Here is a 14075-nt window from a genome sequence, read left to right as displayed (position 1 = left end):
TTCAGTTAACCGAGATGGCGCAGTCGAAGGTTTCCACGGCCGGAACTTCCGGTGCCCATGGCTGTGAGTAGGTCAGGCGCAAACGGCCAGTACCAGCGGCGAAGGACTGGAAGCGCCAGGTCGAGATGCCGGCGCTGCCGACGATCCCCGCATCTTCCGAGTTGCTGTAGACCTCAGGGCTGAGCGCGCGCAATACGCCACCGGCCGAATCCTGGATTGCCCAGCGGTAACCCGTGGTCGGGTTGCTTGGCAGGGTCAGGATCAGGTTTTGCCCGCTGTGCAGTTTCACCGGGCATTCGCTTTGTTTTTCCACGGTCACGTTCTGTTTCGGTTGCGTGGCGCAAGCGGCCAGCAAGGAAAGGGCGAGGGGGACAAACAGGCGGGTGGGGGACATAAGGTCAGTGGCTCCGGCATTCACGACGAACGGCGAGCATAACTGAAGATGAGGCAAAGTGTGACAGGGTGGATGATCGTTCCCACGCAGAGTGGAGCGTGGGAACGATCAGGTTAGGGAGTCAGAACAATATCTTCGCAACATCCGCAAAGCGTTTGGCGAAGTGCACGGTAATCCCTTCCTTCAGATAATCCGGCAACTCTTCAAAGCTTCCACGGTTTGGCTCCGGCAAGATCAATTCGAAGATCTTCTGCCGCCGCGCAGCAATCACCTTCTCACGTACGCCACCAATCGGCAGTACATGCCCGGTCAGCGTCAGTTCGCCGGTCATGGCCACGCCTTTTTTCGGGGCCTGATTGCGCGCCAGCGAAAGTAGCGCGCTGGCCATGGTCACGCCAGCGCTCGGGCCGTCTTTCGGGGTGGCGCCTTCCGGTACGTGCAAGTGAACGAAGGCTTCGTCGAAGAACTTCGGATCACCGCCAAACGACTTCAGATTGGAACTGACGTAGCTGTACGCAATTTCCGCCGATTCTTTCATCACGTCGCCCAATTGCCCGGTGAGTTTGAAGCCCCGGTTGAGTGTGTGAATCCGCGTGGCTTCGATCGGCAGAGTCGCGCCACCCATGCTGGTCCAGGCCAGGCCGGTGATGACACCGGTGCCGGACAGTACCTGCTCGTTGCGGAATACCGGATGGCCGAGTGAGGCTTCGAGGTCTTTCGGGCCGATTTTGATCACCGCTTTTGGCTCGTCGATCAATTTCACGACGGCCTTGCGCACCAGTTTGCCCAGCTGTTTTTCCAGCTGCCGCACGCCAGCTTCACGGGCGTAACCGTCGATCAGGGCTTTCAGCGCGGTGTCGCTGATGGCCAGGCTACCTTTCGATACGCCGGCCTTTTCCAGTTGCTTCGGCCACAGATGACGCTTGGCGATGGCGATTTTTTCTTCGGTGATATAACCCGACAGGCGAATCACTTCCATCCGGTCCAGCAACGGGCCGGGAATCGAATCCAGGGTGTTGGCGGTGCAGATGAATAGCACTTTCGACAGGTCCAGACGCAAGTCCAGGTAGTGGTCGAGGAATTCGACGTTCTGTTCCGGGTCGAGGGTTTCCAGCAGCGCCGAGGCTGGGTCGCCCTGGTAGCTCTGGCCCATTTTGTCGATCTCGTCGAGCATGATCACCGGGTTCATCACTTCGACGTCTTTCAACGCCTGCACGAGTTTGCCCGGTTGCGCGCCGATGTAGGTGCGGCGATGGCCCTTGATCTCGGCTTCGTCGCGCATGCCACCGAGGCTGAAGCGGTAGAACGGCCGGCCGAGGGATTCGGCGATGGATTTGCCGACACTGGTTTTACCCACGCCCGGTGGACCGACCAACAGCACAATGGAACCGCTGATCTCGCCTTTGTAGGCACCGACCGCGAGGAACTCGAGGATGCGGGCCTTGATGTCGTCGAGGCCGGCATGGTGTTTGTCCAACACTTTGCGGGCGTGTTTGAGGTCGAGTTTGTCCTCGCCGAACACGCCCCACGGCACTGATGTCGCCCAGTCGAGGTAGTTGCGGGTGACCGCGTACTCCGGCGAACCGGTTTCGAGGATCGACAGCTTGTTCATTTCCTCTTCGATGCGTTTTTGCGCTTGAGCCGGCAGGACCTTGTCTTCCAGGCGCTGCTCGAATTGCTCGATGTCGGCGCTGCGATCGTCCTTGGTCAGCCCCAGCTCTTGTTGAATGACCTTGAGTTGTTCCTTGAGGAAGAACTCGCGTTGATGTTCGCCGATCTTGCGGTTAACTTCGGCTGAAATTTCTTTTTGTAGACGCGCGACTTCGACTTCTTTGCGCAGCATCGGCAGAACTTTTTCCATGCGCTTGAGCATCGGCACACAGTCGAGCACTGCTTGCAGCTCGTTGCCGGTGGCCGAGGTCAGGGCCGCAGCAAAGTCGGTCAGCGGTGACGGGTCGTTGGGGCTGAAGCGGTTTAGGTAATTCTTCAACTCTTCGCTGTACAGGGGATTGAGCGGCAGCAATTCTTTGATCGCGTTGATCAGCGCCATGCCGTAGGCCTTGACCTCGTCGGTCGGCTCGGTGGGCTGGTGCGGGTATTCGACTTCGACCAAATACGGAGGGCGATGGTGTTTGAGCCAGGTTTTGATTCGTACGCGGGTCAGGCCTTGAGCGACGAATTGCAGTTTGCCGTTTTCGCGACTGGCGTGATGCACCTTGACCAGAGTGCCGTAGAGCGGCAGGACCGAGGTGTCGAAATGACGCGGATCTTCCTGGGGCGTGTCCATGTAGAACAGGGCCAGGGAGTGGTGATCGGATTTGCTCACCAGGTCGAGGGTTTCAGCCCACGGTTCTTCATTGACGATGACCGGCAGCACTTGGGCCGGGAAGAACGGGCGGTTATGGATCGGGATGATGTAGACCTTGTCCGGCAGGTTCTGGCCTGGCAGGGCGAGGTCTTTGCCGGTGGAGTGGTGTTCGGCGTTCTCTGGGTCGGCGTATTCGCTCGGGTCTTCGGGGAATTCTTGCTGGTCGCTCATGGGGCACCTGCGCAATGGGGTATGGGTCTTAGATGGGGCAGGTGGGGGGTGGTTTCAATGGCTCGGGATATTTCTGGGTGTGTGTTCAGGGTTTGGACATGTTTGACTTGGCGGCCTTTGGGCCGACCAGGTTCACTTGTTCGGTGTACATATCCATTTCTGCGGTAACGGCGGCTGGCGGTTTCGTCCTTACGACGAGGCACTTTTTTCAAACGCCAAAAAAGTACCCAAAAAGGCTCGCCCCGAGCGTCCGGCCCCTCGCTTAGGCTCGGCGTTCCTTCGTTCCGGCATTCATCTGGGGGCATCGCCTCCGGTCGGCTGCGCTTCGACCTCCTCTCGATGTGTTCGACTTCGTCGAACGGCGCTGCGCGCCTGCCCCCCAGATGAACACCTCCACTCAGCCTCCCGAAGGGGCGGGTGAATCAAGATCAAGCGCTGCAGGCGAGCTAACGCTCGGCCTGTTGAGTGGTGAGAAACGGGGCGGTGTACGCTGCTCTGCTTGTTTTTTTGTAGGAGCGAGCGGTGCGGCGATCCGACTTGCCCGCGAAGGCGGCCTGACAACCGACCGATTACTTGCAGAGGTGCACCAACCTTGTGGGAGCTGGCTTGCTCGCGAAGGCTGTTTAACATTCAGCATTGAAGTTGCCTGACACACCGCTTTCGCGAGCAAGCCCGCTCCCACATTTTGTTCTGTGGTGTGGCAAAAATGGCGGCCACAAAAAAAGGCGACCCCCTCACAGGGGTCGCCTTTCCTTTAACCGCCGCTAAAACCTACTCGGACAGTTTGTACGCAATCACATAGTCACCTTGCTTGGTGCCCAGCGAACCGTGACCGCCCGCAACGACCAGCACGTATTGCTTGCCGTCCTTGCCGGTGTAGGTCATCGGCGTGGTTTGCGCGCCGGCTGGCAGGCGACCTTCCCACAATTGCTTGCCGTTTTTCACGTCGTAGGCGCGCAGGTACTGGTCGAGGGTGCCGCTCAGGAAGGCGACGCCACCGGCGGTGGTGAAGGTGCCGCCCAGGCTAGGCACGCCCATGCTCAGCGGGATCGGTACCGGCGAGCTGTCACGCACGGTGCCGTTTTTGTGTTTCCAGATAATTTTGCTGGTGGTCAGGTCGACCGCTGTCACGTAACCCCAGGCCGGTGCTTGGCATGGCAGGCCCATTGGCGACAGCAACGCTTCGAGGACGACGCCGTATGGCGCGCCTTTGTTTGGCTGCACGCCTTCGGTTTCGCTTTTGCGTGGGCCTTGGGCGGCGATTTCGGCGGCCGGGATCAGTTTCGATTTGAACGCCATGTAGTCCGGGTTCATGAAAGCGATCTGACGCACCGGGTCAACCGAGATACCGCCCCAGTCGAACACACCGAAGTTGCCTGGATAAACGATCGAACCTTGCAGCGATGGCGGGGTGAACGGGCCGTCGTAGCGCAGGGATTTGAAGTCGATCCGGCAGATCAGTTGGTCGAACGGGGTGACGCCCCACATGTCGCGTTCTTTCAACGGCGGCGGCATCAGGTTCAGGTCGGATTTCGGTTGGGTCGGCGAGGTGTGATCACCTTCGACAGCACCTTGTGGCACTGGCACTTCGTTGATCGGCACGATCGCTTGGCCGGTGCTGCGGTCCAGTACGTAGATGCTGCCCTGCTTGGTGGACGCGAGTACCGCTGGCTTCACGCCGTCAGCGGTTTTCAGGTCCATCAGGGTTGGCTGGCCGCCGACGTCCATGTCCCACAGGTCGTGGTGGGTGAACTGGAAGTGCCAGCGCACCTTGCCGGTGCCGATGTCGAGCGCGGTCAGGCCGGCGGCGTGGAGCTCCGATTCAGGTGTGCGAGCGCCACCGAACTGGTCCGGAGTCTGGTTGCCCATCGGCAGGTAGAGCATGCCGAGTTTTTCGTCGACGGCGAACATGGACCACATGTTCGGCGAGTTGCGGGTGTAGACCTTGCCTTCGGCAATCGGCGTGGTGTCGTCCGGGTTGCCGCTGTCCCAGTTCCACACCAGTTTGCCGGTGTGCACGTCGAACGCGCGGATCACGCCGCTTGGCTCGTCGGTGGAAACGTTATCGGTGACGTGGCCGCCAATCACCACTAGGTCTTTAGTGACGGCTGGAGGCGAGGTGGAGTAGTAACCACCGGCGTTGAAGCCGCCGATGTTGGCGCTCAGGTCGACCTGACCACCGTTACCGAAGTCTTCGCACATCTTGCCGGTGTCGGCGTTCAGGGCGATCAGACGGGTGTCGGCAGTCGGCAGGAAGATCCGGCGCGGGCAGACGTTGCTGACCGGCGCAGGGCTGGCAGTGCCCGTCGGGCTTTGCTTGGAAGCGTAAGCGGCGTCATCGTGATACGTCACGCCACGGCAGGTCATGTGCGCCCAACCCTTGAAGTTCGCCGCGTTTTGCGTGGAGAGCTTCGGATCGAAACGCCAGAGTTCCTTGCCGGTGTCCGGGTCCAGCGCGATCACCTGGCTGTGTGGCGTGCAGACGTAGAGCATGCCGTTGACTTTCAGCGGGGTGTTTTCGGCGGTGGTTTCGCCCGGGTCGTTCGGCCCAGGCAGATCGCCGGTGCGGAAGGTCCAGGCCGGAACGAGCTTGTTCGCGTTCTGCGGGGTGATCTGCGCCAGTGGCGAGTAACGATCGCCATGGGCGCTGCGGCCGTAGGAGTTCCAGTCACCGTCGGACATGGCCGGGGCGGTGTTGGTCATGCCCGGCACGCTGTCGCGGTCCAGTTGGCCTTTGATTTCACCTGGGTTGGTGAACTGGCTGGCCAGCGCGGCGACACCGGCAATCGCCACGGCAGCGCTCAGCGCACCCGTGCCGACCGGATTGAACTCACCGCGATGCAGCGGGCGGCGGACCCACGGCAGCAGCATGACGATACCGATGGCAAACAACATCGCCAGACGCGGTACCAGTTGCCACCAATCGAGGCCGACTTCCCACAGGGCCCAGACGGTACTGGCGAACAGCACCACTGCGTACAGGCCCAGCGCAGAACGGCGGGCAGCGATCAGCAGCCCCCCGGTCAGCGCCAGGCCGATACCGGCCAGCAGGTAATACAGCGAGCCGCCGAGCATGCTCAGCTTGATCCCCCCGGCCAGCATGGCCAGGCCCATCAGCAGAAGCAGGATGCCGAGCAGGCTCGGCAGCAGACGGCTTCGACTCAAAGCACCATCAGTGCTCATAGTGTGGTTCTCCGTGACGTTTTAATTAGTCCCGCGCAAGTTCACTGTAGAAGACGATCCTGTGCGGGCATGGTTCATATAAAAAAGGTTCGGTTGATGCAGTCCCTGTAGGAGCGAGGCTTGCCCGCGAAGGCGGCGTAACATTCAACATAGATGTTGGTTAATAGATCGCCTTCGCGGGCAAGCCTCGCTCCTACAGGGGTTTTGCGGTGTTGGTCAGAAGGACGACTGGATCTTGATACCGCCAATCAGCGCGTCATCGACCTTGTCCACGCCGCCGGGGTGGCGGATGTATTGCAGGTTCGGGCGCACGGTCAGCCAGTTCGTGACGTGCACGCCGTAATAGAGTTCGGCGCTGTATTCGGTGTCCTGCGGTGGCAGGAAGGACGGATCGTTGTAGTCGAAGACGGCGCGGGCCTGATTGGTCGCCTCGGCGTTCTTGCGATAGGCCGGGTTGACGTGGACCCGGGCGAGGGCAAACCCGATATCGTCTTTGGCGCGAGCATCGAACAGGCCTTTGTAGACGACGCCTGCCTGGACGTAGTTGTCGATGGCGTTGGTCTTTTTGTCGTGCATCGTGCCATTGGCGAACACGCTCAAGCCGCGGGAGTTGTCGCTGGCGCGGCGGGTGATTTGCTGCTGCACACCCAGCCACATGCCGTGCTTGCTCGACGCGCTGCGGTACGCCTCGCCACTCAGCGCTGCCGGCTGGCCGTTGCTGTCCTTGTAGGCATCAGTGGCCTTTGCGTTGCTGTAGTAATAACCGGCACGGTATTCACCCGGCAGGCCATTGAGCTTCGGCGACCACACCAGCTCCACCGGCAAAATCGCGCCCTGGGTGCCGCTACCGCTGAGCTTGAAGCCATTGCCGCGATCGAGGTTCGACGGGTTCTGCTCATACGCTCCGATCTGCGCATACAGCTCTGGCGTCAGGTGATATTTGACCCGCATCGCCCACTGGCTGACCGGCCAGTTGTACCAGATGCCACCGACCCAGTTGCCGACCTGCGAGCCGCAGAACGCCAGGTTCTGGAAGTCGCAGGGGAAGCTGTTGAAGTCTTCGCCTTCACCGAAGCGGCCGACTTTGATGTCGAGCTTCTGATCGAAGAATTTTTGCTGATACCACATCTGCGTCAGGCGCCAGGTCTGGCCACGGCCCCAGACTTCCTGTGCCGAGGTGAAACCGCCGACCCGTGGGTCGTTGATCCGGTCGTTGCTGATGTTATTGCCGTTGCGCTCGGTGATGGTCAACTGAAACTCGGCGTCGTCCCAGCCCAGAATTTTCTGCAAGTCCAGATGGGTGCCGAGGCCGAACTGGTCACTGTAGCGAGCGGTGCGGTCATGGTCGTAACCACCGTGCAGATTGCTGCCCATTTCGCCGGTGTAATCGACTTTGAAGTCGTAACCTTTTTCCGAAAGTTCGGTGCGCGTGCCGTCCCAGTCGCCAAGCATCCACGGCGACTCGCTATCGAAGGCCGGAGCGGCCTGGGTGCAAGTGGCGAGGCCCAACGCGGTGAATCCGCCGATCAGGTTCAGGGCTTTTCGACGAGCAATAGCGGTGCAGACAGCGCTGTCTCGCGGAGTTTCAAAATAAGGCATAGGAGAAGTAATTCTGGGTCTTTTTCTGGGAAGTGAACTGAAGCGACGGTATGACGCGGGCAGCGGAAGCGTTTCAGCTTGACGGGCGCAAGGATAATGTCCTGTTACAAATAGAGAAAGCGCTTTTAACGAGATGAATTCTTTCGTATTCGGTAACAGTGCCGGGAGGCGATCTTTGAGGGTTCACCTACATTTAACTGACAGCACACAGATCGCTTTCCACCAACGAAGCCCTCGGCTAAGGTGCGCGGCTTCTTTACCCTTTCTACGCTCGAAGGCCCGGCATGACCGAACAGAACAACAACCCACTGCACGGCGTGACGCTGGAGCAAATCCTCAACGCGCTGGTTGAACACTACGAATGGTCGGGGCTGGCCGAGCGCATCGATATCCGCTGCTTCAAGAGTGACCCGAGCATCAAGTCGAGCCTGACATTCCTGCGCAAAACCCCGTGGGCACGGGAGAAGGTCGAGCGCTTGTATGTGAAGTTGATGCGCACCAAGCGCCCGGTCTGAATATGGTCAACCCACCGACGCCAGGTTCCGTCGTGAGGCGTCGTGTTGTTGCAGTGGCTGCGGTGCTGGGCTGGGCCGGTCTGGCCATTCAGCTGTACCTGATTTTCTACTCACGCTGGACCCTGGCGGCCAGTCTGCTGGGTGGACTGGTCAGCTTCTTCAGCTATTTCACTGTGCTGACCAATACGCTGGTGGCGACCGTGCTGACCTGTGAACTGACGTCCCGCGAGTCGGCAGCGCGACGCTGGTTCTTGCAGTCGTGGGTGAGCAGCGGGATTGCCGTGAGCATCGCCTTGGTCGGCCTGGCGTACAACGTTTTGTTGCGCCATTTATGGCATCCGCAAGGCTGGCAATGGCTGGCCGATGAACTGATGCATGACGTCATGCCACTGCTGTTTCTGGCTTATTGGTGGTTCTGTGTGCCGAAAGGCACGTTGCGACTGCGGCATATCGCTGCGTGGGTGATCTATCCACTGGTGTACTTCGCGCATGCGTTATGGCGCGGGCATCTGCTGGCGGTTTATCCCTATCCTTTCATTGATGTCGCCAAGCTGGGTTATCCACAGGTGTTCGTGAATGCCGGGGGGTTATTGGTGGGGTTTGTGGTGGTTGCATTGTTGTTGATCGCTCTTGATAGATGGCACGCTCGAAAGTGAACACTCATTGTGGCGAGGGGGCTCCTGTGGCGAGGGACTTGTCCCCGTTGGAGTGCGAAGCGCTCCCAAAATCTTCGACAGCAGCCGAGGTTTTGGGGCTGCTGCGCAACCCAACGGGGACAAGTCCCCTCGCCACAGGAGCCCCCTCACCACAGGAAACCTGGCAGGCACAAAAGCTGCGGTCACTCTTCGTCGCTGCCATCCAGCCGCCAATAGCCGACGGCTTTGACGAACGGCTCGTTAAGCCCGTGCTCATCCAGTAACACCCGGCGTATCTGCCGCGACACTTTGCTCTCGGTCGCCACCCATGCATACAGATTGCCGCTCGGCACTTGCAGCTGTTTCACCGTCGTCAACAGGCTGTCCTTGCCCCCCTCGCGCAGTACCCAGATCACATTGACCTGCGCGGCGCTTTCCAGACGTTGCTGCTCGGCGCCGTTCTCCACTTCCACGATCACCAATGCCCGGCGATTGGCCGCCAGGCCTTCGAGACGACGGGCGATGGCGGGCAGGGCGGTTTCGTCGCCGATCAGCAAGTAGCTGTCGAACATGTCCGGCACGATCATCGAGCCGCGTGGCCCGCCGATGTGCAGGAACTGGCCGGGTTCGGCCTGCTCTGCCCACGTCGAGGCAGGGCCGTCGCCGTGCAGTACGAAGTCGATGTCCAGTTCCAGCGTGTTCAGGTCGTAACGGCGCGGCGTGTAGTCACGCATCGCCGGCATCGGACCGTTGTCTTTACCGGCACCGAGCACCAGGGTTTCCAAGGCTGCTTGTTCCGCCGCGGTTTGTGGGAAAAGCAGTTTGACGTGGTCGTCCGTACCGAGGCTGACGAAGCCGGCCAACTCTGGGCCGCCCAGCGTGATGCGGCGCATGCGCGGTGTCAGGTCGACCACCCGCAACACTTCCAGACGACGGCGTTTGATTTCATGCATGACACGGTGAATGGATTGCACGATCACTTCAGTCATTCGGCTTTCTCCGGTGCGGGTTGAACGACAGGACCATCGACGATGGCTTTGGCGGTGTTGTTGAGCAGGTCGCGCACCCGCAGGATTTCTTCCGGGCTCCAGCGGCCGTGATGCATCTGCAAGGCGTGACGCAAGTTGTGCACCGCCTCGTGGATCTCGGCTGGACGATCATGGCCGCGCAATGAGCGCTTGCTGACCTCGATGCGCATTCGCACGCCGTCCAGCGCAATGGCCTGATCGGTCAACGACAGACGTCCGACGTCGGTGATGCTGTAGCGCTTTTTGCCGCCCTCGGCGTCGCCCAGAATCATTTCGCTCTCTTCCAGAAACGTCAGGGTCGGGTAGATCACGCCGGGGCTGGGACTGTAGGCGCCGTCGAACATGCTTTCGATCTGGCGGATCAGGTCATAGCCGTGACACGCCTGCTCGGCGATCAGCGCCAGCAGCAACAATTTAAGATCGCCAGGGGCGAAGACACGAGGGCCGCGACCGCCGCGCTCCCGGCCGGGGCGTTTCTCGAAGCCGTCGCGACCGTCGCCGTGCTCGCGGTGGGGGGCATGGGGGTCTCTCATTTTTATGATCTCTGTCGTGTTTAGATACAACTTAAGATATATCTTAAGGCGTAGACAAGGCTTTTTTGTGGGACTCGTCTTTCAGTCGACGAGTGGCGGGTACCTTTGAACATCAGATTCTCGGATACGCCAAGCAAATTCTTTTCATAGGTAGACTGCTCGATAAATTAAAGTTATTGCTCTATTTTTAATTGAGTTTATATTCTAAAAAACTTCAAAGTCCCCTGATCACTAGTTGGAATTGCTGTATGGTTTTTTAGCTGAAACTGTATGTAGGGCGGAACTTACAGCTGCTGTTTTGTAATTTGATTTGTTGCTCTTTTTTCTTTCCAGTCATGGGGTTCTTTAACTACGTGTTTATAGGAAGTTGCCTGCTTACATTCCAGAACGAACAGTCGATCATGCCCCGGCGTTGAAAGTCCAAACCAATACAACCCTTCACCGGGACGTGTTGTTTGAACTATCAATGAACCGATCCTCTTCTAGAAAACAGGTACTGAACGATGTTCAAGAAATTCGCGATTGCTGCTCCATTGGCTGTTCTGGCACTGGGCTCCTCCATGGCTTTCGGCGCGGGCGAAGCTCGTCACTCCATCAGCCTCATCGCCCACGTACCCACCAACGGCTTCTACGTGGTGCCGACCGACCCTGACCTGGTCAACAAGGACCAGGACATGAGCTATCTGCCGAGCACCGGCAAGATGGGCGAAGTCAACGGCTTCTTCGACGTGCGCAACAACAACGGTTCGGTTTCCGCCAGCCTGGAGAGTCTACCGAAGCTGATCGCCGGTTCCACCGCGATCGATCTGCAAGTCTCGTTCAACAACAAGGTCCTGACCACGACTCCGCAAATGGTAGTGGGTCAGGCAGAGTCCGACGTCAACTTCCGCGCACCACTCAATATCAAGGCGGTGGGTACTACCTTCGAGCCGGGCGATTACACCGGTGCCGTGGCAATGATCTTCGACGCTGTCACCCCTTGATCGAACGATCAGGCATTAAGCGCTAACTTTTATAAGTAGCGTTACCCGGCGGACAACCTGAACGGCTTGTCCGCCGGACTCCAACGTGTTCGTAATCAGAGTAAGAGTTCATGTTCCCGATGACACCCATCGCGGTCGCGCTTGCGCTGTTGTTTTGTGCCAGCGCAATGGCGGCTCCTGTTTCCGCCGGTACGACACCGCGAAGTTTGTTGGCGCAGGCCAAGGGTTTGCCGGCGGATTTCGAGGAGCATTTTTTTGATGTGCCTCTGGCTGTACGGGTCGAACTCGATCAACAGCCTCTCGGGGAAGCCATGGTGGTGTTGTCCCGTGATGATCGCATCACCCTGCTCGAATTCACCGACACCAGCGAAAACCGTTACGGCCCGGCCGAGCGGGAGAAGTGGGCCAGTTATCTCAAGCCCGGCGTGCCGTTGGGTGCGTGCACCGGTTCCTGCCCTGATCAGGTGCTGGCCGTGCACTACAACCTGGAAAACTCGCTGGTCTCGATCCTCACCGAAAACGCTGAGCGCGACCTGGAGGCCAAGCGTTATTTCGAGCAACCCTTGGGCGGCAGCAGCGGCCTCATGGTACGCAACCAACTCAATCTCAATGGCGGCCAGCAACAGGATCTGGGCGGGCGCTTCGGGCTCGAAGCCAGTGGCAGCCTGGGCAACTGGAGCCAGACGTTTAACATGCAAATGGCCCGCCTCGGTGGCCCGGATGACAAGCTTTACCACGCGGTGCACGAGCTTTACACCCAGCGCGAACTGCAAGGCAGTTTCCTGCGCATGGGCTATTTCACCCCCAACTCCGAAGGGCTGACCCGCCAACCGCGCACGTTTGGCACCAGCCCCGACACGGCAGTCGGCGTCATGTACGGCAGCTCCGACAGCCTGGCGATCAACAGTCCGATGCCGAGTGTCTATCCGATCTATGTCACCGCCAATCGCCAAGGCTCGGTGGAGATCTATCGCGATGGCTTGCTGATCAACACCCAGTCGGTACCCGCCGGTTTGCAGACGCTCGACACCCGGCCGCTGTCAGGCGGAATCTATGAAGTGGAAGTGCGCTTGATCGAAGACGGCCAGATCACGTCGACCACCCGTGAGTTGGTGTACAAGCCCAACAACTGGCGCAACCTCGACGAGCGCTGGCGCTACAACCTGTTTGCCGGTGAAGAAAGCAAACTGCTCAGCAACTGGGATCAACAGGCCAGCGGCAGTGCCACGGCCGGGGCTGCGGTCAATTATCTGTTGCACCCGCGAGTGATTGTCGGCGCGTCGGCGCGACAGATTCGCGAAAAAATGCAGTACGGCACCTCCATCGACTGGACGCTGGCCAACCAGATAAGCCTGTACGCCAACGTTTACCAGACGCAGGATCATGGCACCGGCCTGGATCTGCAAAGCCTCTACAACTATGGCGCCGGCAGCCTGGTCGTCAGCCACAACCGCAGCTGGCTCGACACCACCGATATTTACGACACCCTGCCGGACGGCACCCGGGTACGGCAACGCAATGTCTTCGTCGGCGAGACCAGCAACTCATCCCTGGCGCTCAATCATCGGATCAGCAGCAAAACCTCGATCAACGGCCGTGTTTCCCACAGCGAGGGCAACACCGAAGGCGTCGGCCTGGACCTGGGCTGGAACCAGCGCACTGTGCTGTTCGGCAGCGATGCCAACTGGCGCTTGTCGCTGTTCGATCGGCCGGGCAGCTTCAGCAGCGGCGATGCGCGCAATCGCGGCGTCGACTTGAGCATCAACCTGGCGCTGGGCGCGCCGGGCCAGCAGATTACCGGCAGCATCGGCTCGCGCACCGACCGCGACGGCGGCCGCGACAACAACGCCTCCATCGGCTGGCGCAAGGATTTGAAGGATCACGTGTTGCAGAACGTCTCGGTGACAGCGCTCACCGATACCTATGGCTTGGGCATGACCAGCCTGGCCAACTTGCGCACCGACGCCATCAACGGCGACGGCTTTATCCAGCGTTCGTCCTACAACGGCAACTTCACCGGCGGCCTGAACGTGGACAGCACTCTGGTCATGGGTGGCGAGAAAATGGTGTTGACCAGCCAGCATGAAATGCGCGGTGCCGGACTGATTGTCGACGTGGAATCGGACATCGATGACATCGCCCTGCGCGCCGACGATTACAGCGGCGGCAGCGCGGCATTGCGGCCGGGGCGCAACTTCATCCCGATCACCGCCTACCAGAACAGCTCGGTGAGTTTCGACTTTGAAGGCAACCACGTGCCGGCCGCTACGATTGAACCGGCGCGCACCCGTTACCACCTGAACAAGGGCGGGGTGGAGTACCGCAAGGTCCGCGTGATGAAAACCCTGACCGTGCTCGGCCGGCTGGTCGACTCGCAAGGGCAGCCGCTCAAGGGCCATCACGTGATCAACCACGCCAGTCGCGGGGTGACGGAAGTGGACGGCTTCTTCTCGATGGAAATGAACGCCGGCTCGCCGACTTTGGAAGTGCGCCAGGGCAATCAATTGCTCTGCCAGTTCCGCCTCGATGCAAGCCGTCACCGCAGTGAAAACAACGTGTTGATGATCGGAGACTTGCGCTGCACGCCGGACACTCTGGCGGACGTCACGACCACCGAACAGAAGGCGGGTTGAGCATGAAGGGTCATGCAATCAATAGACGGAATC

General features: G+C 59.6%; 10 protein-coding genes. 4 read left to right on the top strand and 6 right to left on the bottom strand.

Annotated features, from left to right (window positions below; translation table 11 throughout):
* Position 1 precedes the first annotated feature (1 nt).
* The 4 genes from ACYZT0_RS20280 to ACYZT0_RS20265 form a co-directional block, all read right to left on the bottom strand.
* Positions 2–394, bottom strand: coding sequence for a protease inhibitor I42 family protein (locus tag ACYZT0_RS20280; protein WP_462042709.1), 393 nt, complete (start codon positions 392–394; stop codon positions 2–4).
* A 121-nt stretch (positions 395–515) separates the two neighbouring features.
* Positions 516–2933 (bottom strand): endopeptidase La, encoded by a 2418-nt coding sequence (gene lon / locus ACYZT0_RS20275; RefSeq protein WP_462042708.1) that lies wholly within the window; start codon positions 2931–2933, stop codon positions 516–518.
* Between the two features lie 771 nt (positions 2934–3704).
* Positions 3705–6116: a glucose/quinate/shikimate family membrane-bound PQQ-dependent dehydrogenase gene (locus tag ACYZT0_RS20270; RefSeq protein WP_462042707.1), complete on the bottom strand. Its 2412-nt coding sequence runs from the start codon at positions 6114–6116 to the stop codon at positions 3705–3707.
* Between the two features lie 216 nt (positions 6117–6332).
* Positions 6333–7715, bottom strand: a complete 1383-nt coding sequence (locus ACYZT0_RS20265) for a carbohydrate porin (RefSeq protein ID WP_462042706.1) — start codon at positions 7713–7715, stop codon at positions 6333–6335.
* Between the two features lie 284 nt (positions 7716–7999).
* On the opposite strand from ACYZT0_RS20265, the gene ACYZT0_RS20260 reads away from it, so the two are divergent.
* Together ACYZT0_RS20260 and ACYZT0_RS20255 are read left to right on the top strand one after the other, a co-directional pair.
* Entirely contained in the window at positions 8000–8230 is a 231-nt protein-coding gene (locus ACYZT0_RS20260; protein WP_007944895.1) for a VF530 family protein, read from the top strand.
* Positions 8231–8232: 2 nt separating this feature from the next.
* Positions 8233–8886, top strand: coding sequence for a Pr6Pr family membrane protein (locus tag ACYZT0_RS20255; RefSeq protein ID WP_462042705.1), 654 nt, complete (start codon positions 8233–8235; stop codon positions 8884–8886).
* A 182-nt stretch (positions 8887–9068) separates the two neighbouring features.
* Here ACYZT0_RS20255 and ACYZT0_RS20250 read toward each other — a convergent pair whose 3' ends face one another.
* Together ACYZT0_RS20250 and ACYZT0_RS20245 are read right to left on the bottom strand one after the other, a co-directional pair.
* A complete protein-coding gene (locus tag ACYZT0_RS20250; RefSeq protein WP_462042704.1) occupies positions 9069–9854 on the bottom strand; it encodes a siderophore-interacting protein in 786 nt (261 codons plus the stop codon).
* Complete coding sequence (locus ACYZT0_RS20245) at positions 9851–10426, bottom strand: PadR family transcriptional regulator (protein WP_462042703.1); 576 nt, start codon at positions 10424–10426, stop codon at positions 9851–9853. Before ACYZT0_RS20245 ends, ACYZT0_RS20250 begins: the two co-directional genes overlap by 4 nt.
* Positions 10427–10929: 503 nt before the next feature.
* Between ACYZT0_RS20245 and ACYZT0_RS20240 the strand changes: the two genes are divergently transcribed.
* Positions 10930–11409, top strand: a complete 480-nt coding sequence (locus tag ACYZT0_RS20240) for a CS1 type fimbrial major subunit (protein ID WP_462042702.1) — start codon at positions 10930–10932, stop codon at positions 11407–11409.
* Between the two features lie 110 nt (positions 11410–11519).
* Positions 11520–14042 (top strand): CS1-pili formation C-terminal domain-containing protein, encoded by a 2523-nt coding sequence (locus ACYZT0_RS20235; RefSeq protein ID WP_462042701.1) that lies wholly within the window; start codon positions 11520–11522, stop codon positions 14040–14042.
* Positions 14043–14075: the final 33 nt, after the last annotated feature.

It is taken from the genome of Pseudomonas sp. ZS1P83, assembly GCF_054897825.1.
Note: the sequence above shows the minus strand (reverse complement) of the source record. Positions and strands in the feature narration are given on the sequence as shown.

What these genes read in the sequence shown, in the direction of transcription:
- lon (WP_462042708.1), bottom strand. Translation starts at nt 2,933, where the DNA reads ATGAGCGACCAGCAAGAATTCCCCGAAGACCCGAGCGAATACGCCGAC.
- ACYZT0_RS20255 (WP_462042705.1), top strand. Translation starts at nt 8,233, where the DNA reads ATGGTCAACCCACCGACGCCAGGTTCCGTCGTGAGGCGTCGTGTTGTT.
- ACYZT0_RS20240 (WP_462042702.1), top strand. Translation starts at nt 10,930, where the DNA reads ATGTTCAAGAAATTCGCGATTGCTGCTCCATTGGCTGTTCTGGCACTG.
- ACYZT0_RS20245 (WP_462042703.1), bottom strand. Translation starts at nt 10,426, where the DNA reads ATGAGAGACCCCCATGCCCCCCACCGCGAGCACGGCGACGGTCGCGAC.
- ACYZT0_RS20235 (WP_462042701.1), top strand. Translation starts at nt 11,520, where the DNA reads ATGTTCCCGATGACACCCATCGCGGTCGCGCTTGCGCTGTTGTTTTGT.
- ACYZT0_RS20265 (WP_462042706.1), bottom strand. Translation starts at nt 7,715, where the DNA reads ATGCCTTATTTTGAAACTCCGCGAGACAGCGCTGTCTGCACCGCTATT.
- ACYZT0_RS20280 (WP_462042709.1), bottom strand. Translation starts at nt 394, where the DNA reads ATGTCCCCCACCCGCCTGTTTGTCCCCCTCGCCCTTTCCTTGCTGGCC.
- ACYZT0_RS20250 (WP_462042704.1), bottom strand. Translation starts at nt 9,854, where the DNA reads ATGACTGAAGTGATCGTGCAATCCATTCACCGTGTCATGCATGAAATC.
- ACYZT0_RS20260 (WP_007944895.1), top strand. Translation starts at nt 8,000, where the DNA reads ATGACCGAACAGAACAACAACCCACTGCACGGCGTGACGCTGGAGCAA.
- ACYZT0_RS20270 (WP_462042707.1), bottom strand. Translation starts at nt 6,116, where the DNA reads ATGAGCACTGATGGTGCTTTGAGTCGAAGCCGTCTGCTGCCGAGCCTG.